Here is an 18,409-nt window from a genome sequence, read left to right as displayed (position 1 = left end):
GATGACGCAGACGACCAGCCCTCCGCGCACCGGCGACCGCGGTCTCGCCGCCCGAGTCCTGCTCGGCAGGCGGTTCACGCCGCCGACCACGGAGTTCGTGCTCATCGCCTCGACCGCGCTCGTGCTCACCGTCTTCGGGTGGGTCATGGTGCTCTCCGCCACCAGTGCGAGGTCCGATCCCTGGGACGGCGCGCTCAAGCAGGGGATCTTCGCCATGCTCGGCATCCCGCTGATGCTGCTCATCAGCCGGATGCCCGTCGCCTTCCTCGGCCGGATCGCCTGGCCCGCTCTGATCGGCGCCACCGGGCTGCAGCTGCTCGTGTTCGTGCCGAGTCTGCGTGTGTCGTCCTACGGCAACACGAACTGGGTGAACATCGCGGGATTCCAGCTGCAGCCGTCCGAGTTCCTCAAGCTCGCCCTCGCGCTGTGGATCGCCTTCGTCCTGCTGCGCAAACGCGCACGCCTGGGCATCTGGCACCACGTGTTCATTCCGGTGGTGCCGGTCTCGATCATGGTCATCGCCACGGTGCTCGGCGGTGCCGACCTCGGGACCGCGATGATCCTCGTGCTGATCGTGCTCGGCGCCCTGTTCTTCGCCGGCGTCAAGCTGCGGCTGTTCATCCTTCCCCTCATCGGCGGTGTCGTGGCGGTGCTCGGCTACGCGCTCACCAGCGACAACCGGATGAGGCGCATCCTGTCGGCGTTCGATCCCGAGTCGTGCGACCCGACGAAGGAGTGCTACCAGGCGGTGCACGGCATGTGGGGGATGGCCAACGGCGGCATCTTCGGCGTCGGGCTCGGCAACTCGCAGGAGAAGTACGGCTGGCTGCCCGCCGCCGAGAACGACTACATCTTCGCGATCGTCGGCGAGGAGCTCGGCCTGATCGGCTGTGTTCTGGTGCTCGCCCTGTTCGCCGTGTTCGCGATCGGCGTCTTCCGCATCGTGCGCCGCTCGGCCGATCCCTTCGTGCGGGTCGCCGCCGGCGGCATCGGAGTCTGGATCCTGGGTCAGGCACTGGTCAACATCGGCGTCGTGCTGCGCGTGTTCCCGGTGATGGGCGTGCCGCTGCCGTTCATGTCGCAGGGCGGCACCGCGCTCATCTCGGTGCTCGCCGCGTGCGGCGTGCTGCTGGCCTTCGCCCGCACGCTCCCGGCTGCGAAGGCAGCCGACCCCGCTCAGCCGACGCGCGGTCGAGGCGCGGCGGCGCAGGGTAGGGTCACGAGGTGACTTCGTACCTCCTCGCCGGCGGTGGCACCGCCGGCCATGTCAATCCGCTGCTCGCCGTCGCCGATCTGCTGCGCGATCGCGCTGACGGCGACGTGCTGGTGCTCGGCACGAAGGAGGGGCTCGAGGCGCGTCTGGTGCCCGAGCGCGGCTACGAGCTGCTCATCGTCGACAAGGTTCCGTTCCCGCGTCGCCCCGACGGCGCGGCGGTCGTGTTCCCCGCACGCTTCCAGCGTGCGGTGTCGCAGGTGCGCCAGCACATCCGCAGCCGCGGCGTGGATGTGGTGGTCGGCTTCGGCGGTTACGCCTCCGCCCCCGCCTACGTCGCCGCCCGGCGCGAGCGCGTGCCCTTCGTCGTGCACGAGGCGAACGCCAGGCCGGGCCTGGCGAACGTGCTCGGCGCCCGCACCGCCGCCGCGGTCGGCGTCGCCTTCGAGGGCACGCCGCTGAAGCGCGGCGAGGTCGTCGGCATGCCCCTGCGCCGCGAGATCGTCGACCTCGACCGCCGGGCGACGCGGGCCGAGGCGGCCGCGCACTTCGGTCTGGACGCCGATCGCCCCGTTCTGCTCGTCTTCGGGGGATCGCTGGGGGCGCTGCGACTCAACGAGGCGATCGCCGGCTCGTGGGCCGACGTGCTCGCCGCCGGCTGGCAGCTGCTGCACGCCACCGGTGAGCGCAGCGACCTGGTCGACCCTGGCGTGGCGGGGTACGAGATGCGCCGGTACATCGACCGCATGGACCTCGCGTTCGCGCTGGCCGACCTGATCGTCTCCCGCTCGGGCTCGGCCACGGTCAGCGAGGTCAGCGCCCTCGGCATCCCCGCCGTGTACGTGCCGTATGCGGTCGGCAACGGCGAGCAGCGGCTCAACGCAGCGTCCGCCGTCGAGGCGGGAGCCGCCGTTCTGCTCGACGACGCGACCTTCGACGGCGACGTCGTGCGCGAGACGATCGTCCCGCTGCTCGGCGACCGCGCCCGCATCGACGCCATGGCGGCCGCAGCCGAGCGCATCGGCTCGCGCACCGGGGCCGAGGATCTCATCGCGCTGATCGATCGCGCACTCGCCGAAAAGTAGACTGGGAGCGACATGATCAGACCCGACCTCTCCCTTCCGATCCCCGAGACCATCACCTCCGCGCACTTCATCGGCATCGGCGGATCCGGCATGAGCGGGCTCGCGAAGATGTTCCTCGACGCGGGCATCCGCGTCTCCGGTTCCGACCGGGCCGACAGTGCCAGCCTGCGTTCCCTCGCGGCCGCGGGGGCGACCGTGCACGTGGGGCATGACGCCGCTCACCTCGGCGACGCCGACACGGTGATCCACACCGGGGCGATCTGGCCCGAGAACCCCGAGTTCGTCACAGCTAAGCATCGCGGACTGCACGTGATCCACCGCTCGCAGGCGCTGCACTGGCTGATCGGGGGCCGTCGCCTCGTCTCCGTGGCCGGTGCGCACGGCAAGACCAGCTCGGCCGGCATGCTCGTCACCGCCCTGCACGCGCTCGGCGCCGACCCGAGCTTCGTCAACGGCGGCGTGATCGAGCAGCTCGGCGTCTCGAGCGGCACCGGAGCAGACGAGCTGTTCGTGATCGAGGCCGACGAGTCCGACGGCACCTTCCTGCTCTACGACACGTCGATCGCGCTGATCACCAACGTCGACCCCGACCACCTCGACTTCTTCGGTTCGGAGCAGGCCTTCTACGACGCCTTCGTCCGCTTCGCAGACGGAGCACGCGAGGCCGTGGTGATCTCGAGCGACGATCCCGGAGCGCAGCGCGTGCGGGCAGGCCTCAGTCACCGCAGGGTCGTCACGTTCGGGCACGCGGCCGACGCGGATCTGCGCATCGACGACATCGTCACGACCGGGGGCGTGTCCGCGACCCTGGTGCACGCGGGCGAATCCGAGCGCATGCGGCTGGCCGTGCCCGGCGCGCACAATGCGATCAATGCCGCCGGCATCGTCGCCGTGCTGCTCACGTTCGGGCACGGTCTGACCGAGGCGGTCCGCGCGGTGGAGGGCTTCGCGGGAACCGTGCGCCGGCTCGAGCTGCACGGCGAAGCCCGCGGCGTCCACGTGTACGACGACTACGCGCACCACCCGACCGAGGTGCGCGCCGCCCTCGAGGCGATGCGCGGGGTCGCCGGTTCCGGCCGCCTCATCGCGATCCAGCAGCCGCACACGTACTCGCGCACTCAGCACATGTTCCGGGAGTTCGCCGCGGTGCTCGAGGAGCTCGCCGATCACACGGTGATGCTCGACGTCTACGGCGCGCGTGAGGACCCGGTGCCCGGTGTCACGGGAGAGCTGGTCAGCGGCGCGTTCGCCGACCAGGCGAACGTGCACTACGTGCCGGACTGGCAGGAGGCGGCCGACTACACGGCCCGCATCGCCCGCGACGGCGACTGCGTGGTGACGCTGGGCTGCGGAAACGTCTACCAGATCATCCCGCAGGTGCTCGACGCGCTGCGCCGCCCCACCGAGGACTGACGTGCGGCGCCCGGCACCGCTTCCCGCATCGCCCGAGGAGCCGACTCCGGGTGATGATCCCGACATCGCGTCGCCCGAACCTCGCCGGCGCCCTCTGCTGCGCTTCGGCGTCGCGGGGGAGCGGGATGCCCGCGGGCAGGAGTCCGGAACAGCGGATGCCGACGTCGCCGACGGCGACGATCCCGTTGCCGCCGATCGGGGTTTCGACAGCGGCTCGGAGGCCGGCGGACACTCCGCGACCGCGCCGATCGCGGAGGAGGATCGGGATGCCGCGCCCTCCGCCGTGCGCAGCAGCGAGGTCTGGCATGCCGCACGCGCCCGCCGGAAGGCGCTGCGCGCCGAGATCCGACGCTTCACCCAGCGCTCCCGACGGAGACGATTCGCCGTGTGGGGAACGACCGGCGCTCTCGTCGCCCTCGTGCTCGGCAGCGTGATCGCCGCGTACAGTCCGCTGTTCGCCGTGGAGAAGATCACCGTGGCAGGGGCGACGAGCATCGACCCGGCCGTCGTGCAGCAGTCACTGGGCGATCAGATCGGCCGGCCGCTGGCCCTGGTCGACGCCGATCGCGTCAAGTCGGCACTGGCGGAGTTCCCGATCATCGAGTCGTACGCTCTCGAGATCCGCCCGCCCCGCGAGCTGCTGGTGCGCATCGTGGAGCGCACGCCGGTGGGCGCGCTCCGCGACGGCGACGCCTACGCGGTGGTCGACGCCGCGGGGGTGGTGCTCTCGTCGAGCGAGGAGAGGCCCGAGGGCACACCCGAGCTCGACATCACCGGCGGTCTCGGCTCGGCCGCCTTCCGCAGCGCCGGCCTGGTGATGAGGTCCCTGCCGGCAGACCTGCGGGCGACGGTCACCGAGGTGCGGGCCACGTCGGGCGATGACGTGACGCTCAGTCTGGCCGACGGCAAGACCGTGGTGTGGGGGAGCGAGCGAGACTCAGCGCGCAAGGCGGCGGTGCTGGTGCGCCTGATCGCGGCCGCGCCCCAGTCCAGCACCTTCGATGTGTCGTCTCCGACCGTTCCGGTCGTGGGTTGAGAGCAGATCGCGGCGACACGCCGTGTCGGTGCGGGCGCACGCCGATGTTGCGCTTAGCGTCGTTGACGAGAACGCAATACCGGGAAACAGTTTAACCCTCTCGTTGAGGTTTAAGGTTTATCCCTCGTCAGGCTCGAATAACGGAGGCCGGCCATGAGCCAGAACCAGAACTACCTCGCCGTGATCAAGGTCGTCGGCGTCGGCGGTGGCGGCGTCAACGCCGTCAACCGCATGATCGAACTCGGACTCCGCGGAGTCGAGTTCATCGCCGTCAACACCGACGCGCAGGCGCTGCTGATGAGCGACGCCGATGTCAAGCTCGACGTGGGTCGCGAGCTCACTCGCGGTCTCGGCGCAGGCGCCGATCCCGAGGTGGGTCGCCGCGCAGCCGAGGACCACGCCGAGGAGATCGAGCAGGCGCTCACGGGAGCCGACATGGTCTTCGTGACCGCCGGAGAGGGTGGCGGCACCGGCACGGGCGGTGCACCCGTCGTCGCGCGGATCGCGAAGTCGATCGGCGCGCTGACCATCGGCGTCGTGACCAAGCCGTTCTCGTTCGAGGGTCGTCGCCGCCAGAGCCAGGCCGAGGCCGGGGTCGCCAAGCTGAAGGAAGAGGTCGACACCCTCATCGTGGTGCCGAACGACCGACTCCTCGAGATCAGCGATCGCGGCATCTCGATGATCGAGGCCTTCGCCACCGCCGACCAGGTGCTCCTCGCCGGTGTGCAGGGCATCACCGACCTCATCACCACACCCGGGCTCATCAACCTCGACTTCGCCGACGTGAAGTCGGTCATGCAGGGGGCGGGTTCCGCTCTCATGGGCATCGGCTCGGCGCGCGGGGCCGACCGCGCCATCAAGGCCGCCGAACTGGCGGTCGAGTCGCCCCTGCTCGAGGCATCCATCGAAGGCGCCCACGGCGTGCTGCTGTCGATTCAGGGCGGATCGAACCTCGGCATCTTCGAGATCCACGATGCCGCCGACCTCGTCAAGGAGGCCGCGCACCCCGAGGCGAACATCATCTTCGGAACGGTCATCGACGACACCCTCGGTGACGAGGTGCGCGTCACGGTGATCGCCGCCGGCTTCGACGGGGGCCAGCCCGCCCCGCGGCTCGAGCCGATGGTGATCGAGCGTCCGGCCGCCGACCCGCTGCCGGAGGTGCGCCTGGACGAGAGAGTCGCCGAGGAGCGTCCCGAGCCGGTCAGGCCGGCCGTGGCGCCCGCCCCGGTGGCATCCAGCATCGAGCCGGCGTTCTCGGACGACGACATCGACATCCCCGAGTTCCTGAAGTGACGCTCCGCGCGCGGCTGTCGGCGATAGACGAGCGCATCGCCGACGCCGCGCGCCGGGCAGGCCGGGATCCGGGTGAGATCACCCGGATCGTGGTGACGAAGTTCCACCCCGCCTCCCTGGTGCGCGAGCTGCACGATCTCGGTGTGACGGATGTCGGCGAGAACCGGCAGCAGGAGATGACGGCCAAGCGCGCCGCCCTCGAAGGGCTGGACGTGCGCTGGCATTTCATCGGCCAGGCTCAGACCAACAAGGCCTCCGCCATCCGCCGGGACGCCGACGTGGTGCACTCCGTCGACCGGGTGAAGCTCGCCGACGCACTGCACCGAGCGGATGCCGAGGGCGACCCGCTGGACGTGCTCGTGCAGGTCAACCTCACCGAGGATGCAGGACGGGGCGGCAGTGCGCTCGGCGATGCCGAGGCGCTGGCCGAGCACGTGCTCACGCTCCCGTCGCTTCGGCTTCGGGGGATCATGGCGGTCGCTCCGCTCGACGAGGAGCCGTCGCGTGCCTTCGCCCGGCTGCGGGACGTCGCCGATCGCGTCCGCGCGCTCGCGCCCGGCGCCGGCTGGATCTCAGCCGGGATGACCGGAGATTTCGAAGCGGCGATCGCCGCCGGCGCGACACACCTGCGGATCGGTTCCGCAATCACAGGACCCCGCCCCGACCGGGGTTAGCCTTTCAACAGACCAGCCCGAACGTTCGAACCGGAGGACACGATGGGTAACCCGCTGAAGAAGACCATGGTGTATCTCGGCCTCGCCGACGAGGAAGAGGTCTACGAGGAGGAAGTCGCGCAGACGCCGGCTCGAGCCTCCCGTGACAAGCACGAGACGCCCGAGCGAGACGAGGCCGCACCCGCGCCCGTCACGCCCCTGCGTCGTCCGACGGCTGTGCGTCAGCCGGCGGCGGGCGCGGTCAACGAGATCCTCACCGTGCACCCCAAGCAGTACCGCGACGCGCAGATCATCGCCGAGAACTTCCGCGAGGGCGTGCCGGTGATCATCAACCTGTCGCAGATGAGCGACGCCGATGCGCGCCGTCTCATCGACTTCGCCAGCGGACTCTCGTTGGGGCTGTACGGCCGCATCGAGCGAGTCACCAGCAAGGTCTTCCTGCTCTCACCCGAGAACATCGCGGTGTCCGGGCAGGGTGGCCTGGCGCAGGCGGATTCCGCCTCGTTCGACTCCTGACCCGTGGGAGCGATCCTCAGCATCATCGGTGGCATCGCCGAGCTGGTGCTGACGCTGTACGTGCTCGTGCTCATCGCGAGACTCGTGCTCGAGTACATCCCGATGTTCAACCGGTCTTGGCGGCCGAGAGGCGCAGGCCTGGTCGTCGCCGAGATCGTCTACACCGTCACCGACCCGCCGATCCGCTTCTTCCGCAGGATGGTCCCGCCGCTGCGCATCGGCACCATCGCGCTCGATTTCGGGTTCATGCTGACCATGCTCAGCGTGTTCATCCTGATGGCGGTCATCCGCGCTCTCACCTGAGCCTCTGAGCAGGCGTGCATCGCGTCGCTCAGCCTGGGGGACTATGCTTGGCTCCCAGACGCGCGCCCCGGGTACGCGTCTAATGAACCACATCGCCGGCTCTCAGCGACTGGCAACCGAACTCATCGAAAGAGGAGCCACCCATGGCACTTACCCCGGATGACGTCGTCCACAAGGAGTTCCAGCACGTCCGATTCAAGGACGGCTTCGACCCCGAAGAGGTCGACGACTACCTCGACGAGATCGTCGTTGAGTGGCGCAAGACCATCGAGGAGAACAACGAGCTGAAGGCCAGGCTCGCGGCGTTCGAGTCCGGCGAGAACGCTCCGGCTCCCGCCGCCGCGCCGACGCCCGCTCCCGCTGCGGCCGTCGAGGGATCGCCCACCGGCACCTCCGCCGGCATCATCGAGCTCGCACAGCGTCTGCACGACGAGCACGTCGCCGAGGGCGAGGCCAAGCGCAAGCAGCTCATCGACGAGGCCGAGACCGAGGTCGCCCGCATCCGCACCGAGGCCGAGGCGAAGCAGCGCGAGGAGTCGGCACGACTCGAGCGCGAGCGCAACATGCTCGAGGGTCGCATCACCGAGCTCCGCGAGTTCGAGCGCGACTACCGTGGCAAGCTCCGCGCGATGATCGAGGGTCAGCTGCGCGACCTCGACCAGAAGTCTTCGACGGACTCGACCCCCGTCTCCGCCATCGGCCTGTAGGTCACTCTTGGCAGGACGTCGTCCCCTTCGTCGGTCGGCGGCCGGCACTATCGTCGCTTCTCTCGCGGCGATCGTGCTGGCCGCCGATCAGTTCGTGAAGCACCTCACCATCGAGAACCTGCCCAAGCACGAGGCCGTGCCCGTGCTGGGCGAGTTCCTGCAGCTGTACTACGTCCGCAACTCCGGCGCGGCGTTCTCGATCGGCTCGAGCATGACGTGGATCTTCACGATCGCGATGTCCGTGGTGGTCGGTGTCATCGTCTGGAAGACCCTCGAAGTGCGCTCGCGGCTCTGGGCGACCGTTCTCGGTCTGCTGCTCGGCGGGGTGCTCGGCAACCTCACGGACCGCCTGCTGCGCGAACCCGGGTTCGCCGTCGGCCATGTCGTCGACATGATCTCGATGCCCTGGATGATGCCCGCGATCTTCAACGTCGCCGACATCTTCATCGTCTCCGGCATGATCTCGGTCGCTCTGCTGGTCGTGTTCGGTCTGCGACTCGACGGGACCCGAGAGCGGGATCACGCGCAGAGCGCGGACTACGCGACAGCGGACGGCGCCGAGGACGCGGCTGCGTCCGCGGGGGTCTGATCGTGCAGTCCCGCAGCCTTCCCGTCCCCGACGGGCTCGACGGTCAGCGCGTCGACGCGGCTCTGGCGAAGATGCTCGGCTTCTCGCGCACCTTCGCCGCCGAGGTCGCCGAAGCGGGCGGTGTCACCCTCGACGGTGCTGCGCTCGGAAAGTCCGACCGCCTGCGCGCAGGCGGCTGGCTCGACGTGAGCTGGGCACCGAAGGAGGAGCCGCGGATCGAGCCGATCCCGGTGCCCGAGCTCGGGATCGTCCACGACGACGACGACATCGTCGTGGTCGACAAGCCGACCGGTGTCGCCGCCCATCCGTCGCTCGGCTGGGAAGGGCCGACCGTCGTCGGCGCTCTCGCGGCTGCGGGCTTCCGAGTCGCGACCAGCGGAGCACCCGAACGGCAGGGCGTCGTGCACCGCCTGGATGTCGGCACCAGCGGTCTCATGGTCGTCGCGAAGACCGAGAGCGCCTACACCGCGCTCAAGCGCGCCTTCAAGGAGCGCACGGTCGAGAAGATCTACCACGCGGTCGTCCAGGGGCATCCGGATCCCCTCGCGGGCACCATCGACGCGCCGATCGGCCGCCACCCGAACCACAGCTGGAAGTTCGCCGTCGTACCCGACGGCAAGCCGTCGGTGACCCATTACGAGACGCTCGAGGCCTTTCCCGGGGCTTCTCTGCTCGAGATCCATCTCGAGACCGGCCGCACGCATCAGATCCGCGTGCACATGGCCGCGCATCGGCACCCCTGCGTCGGCGATCCGCTCTACGGCGCCGACCCGACCCTGTCGGCGAGACTGGGCCTCACCAGGCAGTGGCTGCACGCGCATAAGCTCGCGTTCACGCATCCGGCGACCGGACAGTGGGCGCAGTTCGAGTCGCCGTACCCTGCGGACTTCCGGCACGCCCTCGACGTGCTGGACCCGGGACGCGAGTGGGACTGAACCGACTCGATCTCAGCGACTGACGCGGCCGCCGCGGAAGGTCGCCGGGTCGTCCTCCGCCATCGCCAGAGCGATCTTGCGCAGATGCGCATCGTCGACGTCGCCCATGGCAGCGAGGTCGTAGAACCCCACCTCGGTCAGCTCCCCGTCGGCGGGGTGCGGATCGCCCGACACCCAGCTGCAGCGGAAGACGAGGTCGAGATAGTCGACCTGGTCGCCGTTGTCGTAGGTCACCCGCGGCATCTGCTGCACCAGGGCGAGCCGGTCGACCGAGACGACGACGCCCGCCTCCTCGAGGCACTCGCGTGCCGCGGCATCCGCCGGCTCCTCACCCGGCTCGACGATGCCCGAGATCGCCTGCCACGACCCGTTGTCGGCGCGCTTGCCCAGCAGCACCTTCTCATCGCGGAAGACGATCGCCGTGGCGCCGACAAGAGCAAGCGGTGCGGTGCCGATGTGCTCGCGCAGAGCGAGGACGAACTCAGGAGTGGCCATGGCATCAGCGTATCGAGGGTGCGTCGACGCGGGTGTCGGAGGGGCCTCGTAGACTCGATGCATGGCCTCCGATTCCTTCGTGCACCTGCATGTCCACAGCGAGTACTCCATGCTGGACGGTGCGGCGAAGATCACCTCGATGACGCAGGCGGCGGCCGATTACGGGATGCCGGCGATCGCCGTCACCGACCACGGGAACACCTTTGCGGCGTTCGAGTTCTACAACGCCGCGAACGCCGCGGGAGTCAAGCCGATCATCGGCCTCGAGGCGTACGTGACCCCGGGAACGCACCGCAGCGACAAGTCGCGGGTGGCCTGGGGAACCGCGGATCAGAAGAGCGACGACGTCTCGGGATCCGGCGCGTACACGCACACGACGCTGTGGAGCGAGACCACCGCCGGCATGCACAACCTGTTCCGGCTGAGCTCGCTCTCGAGCATCGAGGGGTACTACTTCAAGCCGCGCATGGACCGCGAGCTGCTGCAGACGTACGGCAAGGGCCTGATCGCCACCACGGGATGCCCGTCGGGAGAGATCCAGACCCGGCTCCGGCTCGGCCAGTACGACGCGGCGCGCGCGGCGGCGGCCGAGTTCCAGGACATCTTCGGCAAAGAGAACTACTTCGCCGAGATCATGGACCACGGACTCGCCATCGAGCGGCGGGTGATCAGCGATCTGCTGCGGCTGTCGAAAGACCTGAACATCCCGCTCGTCGCGACGAACGATTCGCACTACACCCACCAGCACGAGGCCGACGCGCACGAGGCGCTGCTCTGCGTGCAGTCCGGTTCGACGATGGACGACCCGAACCGGTTCAAGTTCGACGGCGACGGCTACTACATCAAGACGGCGCAGGAGATGCGGCAGCTGTTCCGCGACCACCCCGAGGCGTGTGACAACACGCTGCTGATCGCCGAGCGCTGCCAGGTCGAGTTCGACACCAAGGCGAACTACATGCCGCGGTTCCCGGTGCCGGACGGCGAGACCGAAGACAGCTGGCTGGTCAAGGAGGTCGAGAAGGGACTGCACTACCGGTACCCGAACGGCATCCCCGACAGGGTGCGCAAGCAGGCCGAGTACGAGACCGGCATCATCCTGCAGATGGGCTTCCCGGGCTACTTCCTCGTCGTCGCCGACTTCATCAACTGGGCCAAGGACCACGGCATCCGCGTCGGACCCGGCCGCGGTTCGGGCGCCGGCTCGATGGTCGCGTACGCGATGAAGATCACCGACCTCGACCCGCTCGAGCACGGACTCATCTTCGAGCGCTTCCTCAACCCCGACCGCGTCTCGATGCCCGACTTCGACGTCGACTTCGACGACCGTCGCCGCGGCGAGGTGATCGAGTACGTGACCGAGAAGTACGGCTCCGAGCGCGTCGCGCAGATCGTCACCTACGGCACGATCAAGTCCAAGCAGGCGCTGAAGGACGCGGGCCGCGTGCTCGGATACCCGTTCAGCATGGGCGATCGTCTCACCAAGGCCATGCCGCCGGCCGTGATGGGCAAGGACATGCCGCTCAGCGGCATGTACGACAGCGCGCACCCGCGCTACAAGGAGGCGAGCGAGTTCCGGGCGCTGATCGACACCGACACGGATGCCAAGCGCGTCTTCGACCGCGCGCTGGGGCTCGAGGGGCTGAAGCGGCAGTGGGGCGTGCACGCGGCAGGCGTGATCATGTCGTCGGATCCGCTGCTCGACATCATCCCGATCATGAAGCGCGAGCAGGACGGCCAGATCGTCACGCAGTTCGACTACCCGTCGTGCGAGGCGCTGGGTCTGATCAAGATGGACTTCCTGGGCCTGCGCAACCTCACGATCATCTCGGACGCGCTCGACAACATCCGGATGAACAGGGGGGAGGAGGTCGATCTCGAGCACCTCGGCCTCGAGGATCGCGCCGTCTACGACCTGCTGGCCCGCGGCGACACCCTCGGCGTCTTCCAGCTCGACAGCCCGCCGCTGCGTTCGCTGATGCGGCTGATGAAGCCCGACAACTTCGGCGACATCTCGGCGCTCATCGCCCTGTACCGCCCGGGACCGATGGGGGCGAACTCGCACACCAACTACGCCCTGCGCAAGAACGGCCTGCAGGAGATCACGCCCGTCCACCCCGAGCTGGAAGAGCCCTTGGCCGACATCCTGCAGGAGTCCTATGGTCTGATCATCTATCAGGAGCAGGTCATGGCCATCGCGCAGAAGGTCGCCGGGTTCAGCCTCGGCCAGGCCGACATCCTGCGTCGCGCGATGGGCAAGAAGAAGAAGTCCGAACTCGACAAGCAGTACGAGGGCTTCTCAGGCGGGATGAAGGAACGCGGCTACGGCGAGGGCGCCGTCAAGGCGCTGTGGGACATCCTGCTGCCGTTCTCGGACTACGCGTTCAACAAAGCGCACTCCGCGGCGTACGGTCTGGTGTCGTACTGGACCGCGTATCTCAAGGCGAAGTACCCGGCCGAGTACATGGCGGCCCTGCTCACGAGCGTGGGCGACTCCAAAGACAAGATGGCGCTCTACCTCAACGAGTGCCGGCGCATGGGCATCCGGGTGATGCCGCCGGACGTGTCCGAGTCGATCAACTTCTTCGCCGCCGTCGGCGAAGACATCCGCTTCGGCCTCGGCGCGGTGCGCAACGTCGGCAGCAACGTCGTCGACGGGATCGTCGCCTCCCGCGACGACGGTCCGTTCACCTCGTTCCACGACTTCCTCGGCAAGGTGCCGCTGCACGTCTCGAACAAGCGCACCGTCGAGTCACTCATCAAGGCCGGCGCGTTCGATTCGATGGGCGACACCCGACGCGCGCTGATGGAGATCCACGAGGACGCCGTCGAAGCCGCCGTCGACCGCAAGCGGAACGAGGCGCAGGGCGCGATCGGCTTCGACTTCGACAGCCTGTACGACGGCATGGAGGAGGCCGCGCCCGCGAAGGTGCCCGACCGCCCCGAGTGGATCAAGAAGGACAAGCTGGCGTTCGAGCGCGAGATGCTCGGGCTGTACGTCTCCGACCACCCGCTCGCGGGGCTCGAGGTGCCGCTCGCCAAGCACGCGTCGATCTCGATCAGCGACCTGCTCACCTCGGAGGATCTGCAGGACGGCGACCAGGTCACCGTGGCCGGGCTCGTGACCAGCGTGCAGCACCGGGTGGCGAAGGCCAGCGGCAACCCGTACGGCATGATCACCGTCGAGGACTTCAACGGCGAGGTGACGATCATGTTCATGGGCAAGACGTACACCGAGTTCCAGCACACCCTGCAGCAGGATGCCATCCTCGCCGTGCGCGGACGCGTCTCCCGTCGCGATGACGGGCTCAACCTGCACGCGCAGTCGGCGTTCGCTCCCGACGTCGGATCGTTCGACACCGCAGGCCCGCTCTCGCTGCTGGTCGCCGAGCAGCGGGCGACCGAAAAGGTCATGACCGACCTGGCCGACGTACTGCGCCGCCACGCCGGCGAGACCGAGGTGCTGCTGCGCGTGCACCGCGGCAGCGCCGCGAAGGTGTTCGAGGTGCCGATGCCGGTGAAGGTGTCCGCCGATCTGTTCGGCGACCTGAAGTCGTTGCTTGGCCCCGCCTGCCTGGGCTGAGCGCGCCGGCTCGACACGACGCATCGAACTCCAGGATGCGGTGAGTAGGATCATGACTCGCGTGGCCACCCCACGAACGAAAGGACCCTCGATGAGCTTCGACAGGCCCAGCAGAGCCCACGACGACGCCTCAGCGGACGAGTCCCGTCTGCGCGCGGATGCGCGCGCAGAGGCGGGCATCGGCTCCGACGAGATCGACCCGGACGACGACGGAGTCCTCTACGAAGACCAGGTCCAGCCCGAGTACGGCATCCTCGGCTTCACGCTGCGTGAGCTCATCATCATCGGCGCCTGGTTGGTCGGCTTCGTCGCCTCGTTCTTCCCGGTGGGACCGGTCGGCGACACCGTGTGGACGTCGGGCATCCATTGGATCCTGATGATGGGGGTGCCGACGGCGGCCGTCTTCCTGGTCGTGCTGCGCCGGTTCTCGCCCGACGGGATCCGCCGTGTGGGATCGCTGGGAATCGACCAGTTCGCCTCCGTCGCGGCTGCGGTCGCCGCCGTCTCCTGGGCTCAGGTGCTGTGGCAGCAGGTCGCCGCCACCGTAGAGACCGGTGTCCTGCTCATCGGCTGGGTCGCCGTGGTGGGGCAGCTGGCGACGCTCGTGCTCGTGGCTGCCACGGTGTTCGCCCCTGTGCTGCCGCGACTGCGCGACGACTTCCACGGACGCCTCGAGACCCTGGCGCACCGCAACGCCAACCCCGTCCGTCCCGTGATCGCACGCCCGCGGGCCGAGCGCCAGTTCGTTCCGCCGGCGGGGGAATCGGCCGGTGCAGCCCCGCTGGCTGAGCGCGGCGACTCCGCAGCGGCTCCGCAGCCCGTGGCCGCCGAGCCGCGCGTCGACACCGCACTGACGATGGTCATCCCCGATGCCACCGCCGTTCCGGATGCTCGCGACCGGGCACCTGGATCTGATCACCGCTTCGCTCCGGATGCCCGAGACGCCGAATCGGCGTCACCCGAGGTCGCGCCGTACGCGCCGTACGAGCGTGACCAGCAGCCACTCGAACCGCAGCCCGTCGAGTCGCAGTCCGCCGAGGTGCAGCCGGTCGAGGTGCAGCCGGTCGAGGTGCAGCCGGTCGACATGGTCGCAGCGTCCGACGCGTCGGCAGCGCCTGCGCCGGAGACGGCAGCGCCCGAGGTCACCGCGCCTGAGGTCACCGCGATGGAGGTCACGGCGCCTGAGGTCACCGCGCCTGAGACAGAACGGGTCTCGTATGAGCCCGCTCCGACTTCAGAGCCCGACCCCGATGCATCCGATGCTCTGCCCGTCGCGCCGGACCATCGCGACGACGACAGCGAGGTGCTGTACAACACGGCCGCCGTCGAAGCGCTGCAGAGCATCTTCGCCGACGACGCCGCCGACCCGAGCCGGTCCGTCGAACACAACACCGCGCCCGACGGTCTGACGGGACCCGTGGCGGGCGCTGCCGGCGACGACCAGCCGCTGCGGCGCACCCGCAGCGAGGAGAGCGCAGAGACCCACCCCTACGGTCAGCCCGAGCCGTTCTGGATCCTGGCGCCCACCGAGCGCGATGTGCTCGACGAACGAGGACAGCCGCTGTTCCGGATCGGTCCGACGGCGTGGGCGCTGGCGATCGAAGACCGCGGCGGCGCGTTCGTCGTGCGACATGAGGACGGCCGGATCGGCTACCTCCACGACATCCTCGACATCACGAAAGGCTGAGCGCGTGCGCACGATCGACCTCCGAGGGAAGTCCCTCTCACCCTCCGACATGCTCGCGGCCGTGCCGCGGGCCACGCAGGCGCGCGCCGAGGCGCTCGAGGCCGCCGCCGCGATCGTCGACGCCGTGCGCACCTCCGGCGAGGTCGCCCTGCGCGAGCAGGCTGAGCGCTTCGACGGGGTGAGCGGTCATGCGATCCGCGTTCCCGCCGAGCACGTCGCCGAGGCCGCAGCCTCGGTCGACCCCGTCGTGCGCTCCGCTCTCGAGGCCGCCATCGAACGGGTTCGTCAGGGCTCGGCGGCTCAGGTCCCGAGCCCGCAGACCACTCGGATCGGCCCCGGCGCGAGCATCACCCAGCGGTGGCAGCCCGTGATGCGTGCGGGGGTGTACATCCCCGGCGGCAAGGCGCCCCTCGCATCCAGCGTGGTGATGAACGTCGTCCCCGCGCAGGTCGCCGGCGTCACCTCCATCGCCCTCGCATCCCCGCCGCAGGCGGCGCACGGCGGTCGGGTGCACCCGACGATCCTCGCCGCCGCCGACCTGCTCGGCATCGACGAGATCTACGCGATCGGCGGGGCCGGCGCGATCGGCGCCCTCGCCCACGGGGTCGCCGATCTCGGACTCGACCCCGTCGACGTCGTGTCGGGCCCGGGAAACAACTACGTCGCCTCGGCGAAGCGGATCGTCGCCGGCGTCGTCGGCACGGACTCCGAGGCGGGCGCGACCGAGATCCTCATCGTCGCGGATGCTGCGGCCGATCCCACCCTGATCGCTGCGGACCTGATCAGCCAGGCAGAGCACGACGAGCAGGCGTCCGCCGTGCTGGTGACCGATTCGGTCCTGCTCTCCGAACGCGTCGCCTCGGTGGTCGCGGACCTCGCGGCCACCACCACGCACGCCACCCGCGTCGCCGAGGCCCTCGCCGGCCCGCAGTCGGCCATCGTGCTCGTGGATGACCGCGCGATGGCGGAGGCCTTCAGCAACGCGTACGCGCCGGAGCACCTCGAACTGCATCTCGCCGACGCCTCCGCCGCCGCGGGACGCTTCACCAGCGCCGGTGCGGTGTTCGTCGGCGACCAGACACCGGTCAGCCTCGGCGACTACCTGGCCGGCAGCAACCACGTGCTGCCCACCGGTGGTCAGGCCCGCTACGCCGCCGGACTCGGCGCGTACACCTTCCTGCGACCGCAGCAGGTCATCGAGTACGACCACGCCGCCCTGGCTGAGGTGAGGGCGGGGGTCGTCGCACTCGCGAACGCCGAGATCCTGCCCGCACACGGTGACGCCGTCGAGGCGCGCTTCGCCGACGCCTCGCGGTGAGCCCGAGGGCGAGCGAGTAGGCTGACCGATCATGCACTGCCCCTTCTGCCGGCATCCGGATTCCCGCGTCATCGATTCCCGCACCAGCGACGACGGCCTGTCGATCCGCCGCCGACGACAGTGTCCGGAGTGCGGTGGACGTTTCTCGACGACCGAGACGGCGAGCCTCATGGTCATCAAGCGCTCCGGCGTCATGGAGGCGTTCAGCCGCGACAAGGTGATCTCCGGCGTGCGCAAGGCGTGTCAGGGCCGTCCCGTCACGGAGGCGAACCTGGCGCTGCTCGCACAGAAGGTCGAAGAGGCCGTGCGGCAGACCGGTGTCTCGCAGCTCGACACCAACGAGATCGGGCTGGCGATACTCGGTCCGCTGCGTGAGCTCGACGAGGTGGCCTTCCTGCGTTTCGCCAGCGTCTACCAGGCGTTCGACTCGCTCGACGACTTCGAGCGCGCGATCGTCGACCTGCGCGCCGACCACGTGGCGGCGGAAGCGGAATAAGACGACCGGTAGCCTTGGGCAGTGATGTACTCACTGCTCTTCCGCCACGTCCTCGCGCGCTTCGACCCCGAATTCGCGCACCACGCCGCGATGGCGGTCATCCGCGCGCTCGGGGTGCCGCCGCTCTCGTGGGCGACGCGCGCGCTGACAGCACCTCGTCCGGATCAGCGGGTGCGCGCGCTCGGGCTGGACTTCCCGTCGCCCTTCGGGGTCGCTGCCGGCTTCGACAAGAACGCCGTGGGCGTGCGCGGCCTGGATGCGCTCGGCTTCGGGCACATCGAGATCGGCACGGTCACCGCCATCCCGCAGGAGGGCAACCCGAAACCGCGGCTGTTCCGCCTGATCCCGGACCGGGCCGTCATCAACCGGATGGGCTTCAACAACGAGGGGGCGGATGCCGCCGCGCGGCGGCTCACCGCGTTGCGCCGGCGCGCGCCCCGCGCCGTGATCGGGGTCAACATCGGCAAGAGCCGCGTGGTCGCCGTCGAGGACGCCGTCGCGGACTACGTCACGTCGGCCGTGCGCCTCGCACCGCTCGCCGACTACCTCGCCGTGAACGTCTCGTCACCGAACACCCCTGGCCTGCGCGGCCTGCAGGCGGTCGAGACGCTCGCCCCGCTGCTGCGCGCGGTGAAGCAGGCGGCGGGCGAGACGCCGCTGCTCGTGAAGATCGCCCCCGACCTGCCCGATGACGAGATCGCGGCCATCGCCCGCATGGCGGTGCAGGAGGGGCTCTCCGGGATCATCGCCCACAACACGACCATCTCGCGCGACGGCCTGATCACCGACCCTGCGGTCGTCGAGGCCGCAGGCGCGGGCGGGCTCTCCGGCGCGCCGCTGAAGGAGCGCTCGCTCGAGGTGCTCGCCGTCGTCAGGAGCGCGGTGCCCGCCGACTTCTGCATCATAGCGGTCGGGGGAGTGGAGACCGCCGACGACGTGCAGCGACGACTGGATGCCGGGGCCACGCTCGTGCAGGGCTACACCGCGTTCCTGTATCGCGGACCGCTGTGGGCCAGGCAGATCAACAGAGGCCTGCGCCGCTGAGCGGCACAGGCCTCGGAACAGG

At 69.5% G+C, this 18,409-nt stretch carries 17 protein-coding genes; 16 read left to right on the top strand and 1 reads right to left on the bottom strand.

The annotated features are described in order from the left end of the window. Position 1 precedes the first annotated feature (1 nt). The 11 genes from ACWGSM_RS01725 to ACWGSM_RS01675 all read left to right on the top strand — a co-directional run bounded on the left by ACWGSM_RS01725 (position 2) and on the right by ACWGSM_RS01675 (position 9,767). On the top strand, positions 2-1,228 hold the full coding sequence (locus ACWGSM_RS01725; RefSeq protein WP_452321248.1) for a peptidoglycan glycosyltransferase FtsW: 1,227 nt from the start codon (positions 2-4) through the stop codon (positions 1,226-1,228). After that, the gene (locus ACWGSM_RS01720) at positions 1,225-2,298 is read left to right on the top strand and encodes a UDP-N-acetylglucosamine--N-acetylmuramyl-(pentapeptide) pyrophosphoryl-undecaprenol N-acetylglucosamine transferase (RefSeq protein ID WP_452321247.1); all 1,074 of its coding nucleotides are present in this window, start codon (positions 1,225-1,227) and stop codon (positions 2,296-2,298) included. The genes ACWGSM_RS01725 and ACWGSM_RS01720 overlap by 4 nt, the downstream gene beginning before the upstream one ends. A 12-nt stretch (positions 2,299-2,310) precedes the next feature. After that, positions 2,311-3,711 (top strand): UDP-N-acetylmuramate--L-alanine ligase, encoded by a 1,401-nt coding sequence (gene murC / locus ACWGSM_RS01715; RefSeq protein WP_452321246.1) that lies wholly within the window; start codon positions 2,311-2,313, stop codon positions 3,709-3,711. Between the two features lies 1 nt (position 3,712). Then, positions 3,713-4,747 (top strand): FtsQ-type POTRA domain-containing protein, encoded by a 1,035-nt coding sequence (locus tag ACWGSM_RS01710; protein ID WP_452321245.1) that lies wholly within the window; start codon positions 3,713-3,715, stop codon positions 4,745-4,747. A 153-nt stretch (positions 4,748-4,900) separates the two neighbouring features. Continuing rightward, positions 4,901-6,043 (top strand): cell division protein FtsZ, encoded by a 1,143-nt coding sequence (gene ftsZ, locus ACWGSM_RS01705; RefSeq protein ID WP_452321244.1) that lies wholly within the window; start codon positions 4,901-4,903, stop codon positions 6,041-6,043. Then, positions 6,040-6,717: a YggS family pyridoxal phosphate-dependent enzyme gene (locus tag ACWGSM_RS01700; RefSeq protein WP_452321243.1), complete on the top strand. Its 678-nt coding sequence runs from the start codon at positions 6,040-6,042 to the stop codon at positions 6,715-6,717. Before ftsZ ends, ACWGSM_RS01700 begins: the two co-directional genes overlap by 4 nt. Before the next feature lie 42 nt (positions 6,718-6,759). Further along, positions 6,760-7,233: a cell division protein SepF gene (locus tag ACWGSM_RS01695; RefSeq protein WP_313356482.1), complete on the top strand. Its 474-nt coding sequence runs from the start codon at positions 6,760-6,762 to the stop codon at positions 7,231-7,233. A 3-nt stretch (positions 7,234-7,236) separates the two neighbouring features. After that, on the top strand, positions 7,237-7,536 hold the full coding sequence (locus tag ACWGSM_RS01690) for a YggT family protein (RefSeq protein ID WP_452321242.1): 300 nt from the start codon (positions 7,237-7,239) through the stop codon (positions 7,534-7,536). Between the two features lie 143 nt (positions 7,537-7,679). After that, the gene (locus ACWGSM_RS01685) at positions 7,680-8,243 is read left to right on the top strand and encodes a DivIVA domain-containing protein (protein WP_452321241.1); all 564 of its coding nucleotides are present in this window, start codon (positions 7,680-7,682) and stop codon (positions 8,241-8,243) included. A 73-nt stretch (positions 8,244-8,316) separates the two neighbouring features. Then, entirely contained in the window at positions 8,317-8,832 is a 516-nt protein-coding gene (gene lspA, locus ACWGSM_RS01680; protein WP_452321240.1) for a signal peptidase II, read from the top strand. A 2-nt stretch (positions 8,833-8,834) separates the two neighbouring features. Beyond that, positions 8,835-9,767: an RluA family pseudouridine synthase gene (locus tag ACWGSM_RS01675; RefSeq protein ID WP_452321239.1), complete on the top strand. Its 933-nt coding sequence runs from the start codon at positions 8,835-8,837 to the stop codon at positions 9,765-9,767. 12 nt (positions 9,768-9,779) lie between these two features. Here the strand turns inward: ACWGSM_RS01675 and ACWGSM_RS01670 are convergent, their stop codons facing one another. Beyond that, the gene (locus ACWGSM_RS01670; protein WP_452321238.1) at positions 9,780-10,262 is read right to left on the bottom strand and encodes an NUDIX hydrolase; all 483 of its coding nucleotides are present in this window, start codon (positions 10,260-10,262) and stop codon (positions 9,780-9,782) included. A gap of 61 nt (positions 10,263-10,323) precedes the next feature. Between ACWGSM_RS01670 and dnaE the strand changes: the two genes are divergently transcribed. From dnaE to ACWGSM_RS01645, 5 genes are all read left to right on the top strand, one after another. Then, positions 10,324-13,842 (top strand): DNA polymerase III subunit alpha, encoded by a 3,519-nt coding sequence (gene dnaE, locus ACWGSM_RS01665; RefSeq protein WP_452321237.1) that lies wholly within the window; start codon positions 10,324-10,326, stop codon positions 13,840-13,842. A 91-nt stretch (positions 13,843-13,933) separates the two neighbouring features. Next, positions 13,934-15,529: a hypothetical protein gene (locus tag ACWGSM_RS01660; protein ID WP_452321236.1), complete on the top strand. Its 1,596-nt coding sequence runs from the start codon at positions 13,934-13,936 to the stop codon at positions 15,527-15,529. Positions 15,530-15,533: 4 nt separating this feature from the next. Continuing rightward, positions 15,534-16,847 (top strand): histidinol dehydrogenase, encoded by a 1,314-nt coding sequence (gene hisD, locus ACWGSM_RS01655; RefSeq protein WP_452321235.1) that lies wholly within the window; start codon positions 15,534-15,536, stop codon positions 16,845-16,847. A 31-nt stretch (positions 16,848-16,878) separates the two neighbouring features. Then, on the top strand, positions 16,879-17,343 hold the full coding sequence (gene nrdR, locus ACWGSM_RS01650; protein ID WP_452321234.1) for a transcriptional regulator NrdR: 465 nt from the start codon (positions 16,879-16,881) through the stop codon (positions 17,341-17,343). A gap of 24 nt (positions 17,344-17,367) precedes the next feature. Beyond that, on the top strand, positions 17,368-18,387 hold the full coding sequence (locus tag ACWGSM_RS01645) for a quinone-dependent dihydroorotate dehydrogenase (RefSeq protein ID WP_452321270.1): 1,020 nt from the start codon (positions 17,368-17,370) through the stop codon (positions 18,385-18,387). Positions 18,388-18,409: the final 22 nt, after the last annotated feature.

The organism is Microbacterium sp. NPDC055521, from assembly GCF_053619695.1.
The sequence above is the reverse complement of the archived record's forward strand: the minus strand, read 5'-3'. Positions and strand labels throughout refer to the sequence as shown.

Coding starts and splice junctions, on each gene's coding strand:
- ACWGSM_RS01645 (WP_452321270.1), top strand. CDS start 17,368: ATGTACTCACTGCTCTTCCGCCACGTCCTCGCGCGCTTCGACCCCGAA.
- ACWGSM_RS01695 (WP_313356482.1), top strand. CDS start 6,760: ATGGGTAACCCGCTGAAGAAGACCATGGTGTATCTCGGCCTCGCCGAC.
- ACWGSM_RS01670 (WP_452321238.1), bottom strand. CDS start 10,262: ATGGCCACTCCTGAGTTCGTCCTCGCTCTGCGCGAGCACATCGGCACC.
- ACWGSM_RS01660 (WP_452321236.1), top strand. CDS start 13,934: ATGAGCTTCGACAGGCCCAGCAGAGCCCACGACGACGCCTCAGCGGAC.
- ACWGSM_RS01725 (WP_452321248.1), top strand. CDS start 2: ATGACGCAGACGACCAGCCCTCCGCGCACCGGCGACCGCGGTCTCGCC.
- ACWGSM_RS01685 (WP_452321241.1), top strand. CDS start 7,680: ATGGCACTTACCCCGGATGACGTCGTCCACAAGGAGTTCCAGCACGTC.
- ftsZ (WP_452321244.1), top strand. CDS start 4,901: ATGAGCCAGAACCAGAACTACCTCGCCGTGATCAAGGTCGTCGGCGTC.
- murC (WP_452321246.1), top strand. CDS start 2,311: ATGATCAGACCCGACCTCTCCCTTCCGATCCCCGAGACCATCACCTCC.
- dnaE (WP_452321237.1), top strand. CDS start 10,324: ATGGCCTCCGATTCCTTCGTGCACCTGCATGTCCACAGCGAGTACTCC.
- nrdR (WP_452321234.1), top strand. CDS start 16,879: ATGCACTGCCCCTTCTGCCGGCATCCGGATTCCCGCGTCATCGATTCC.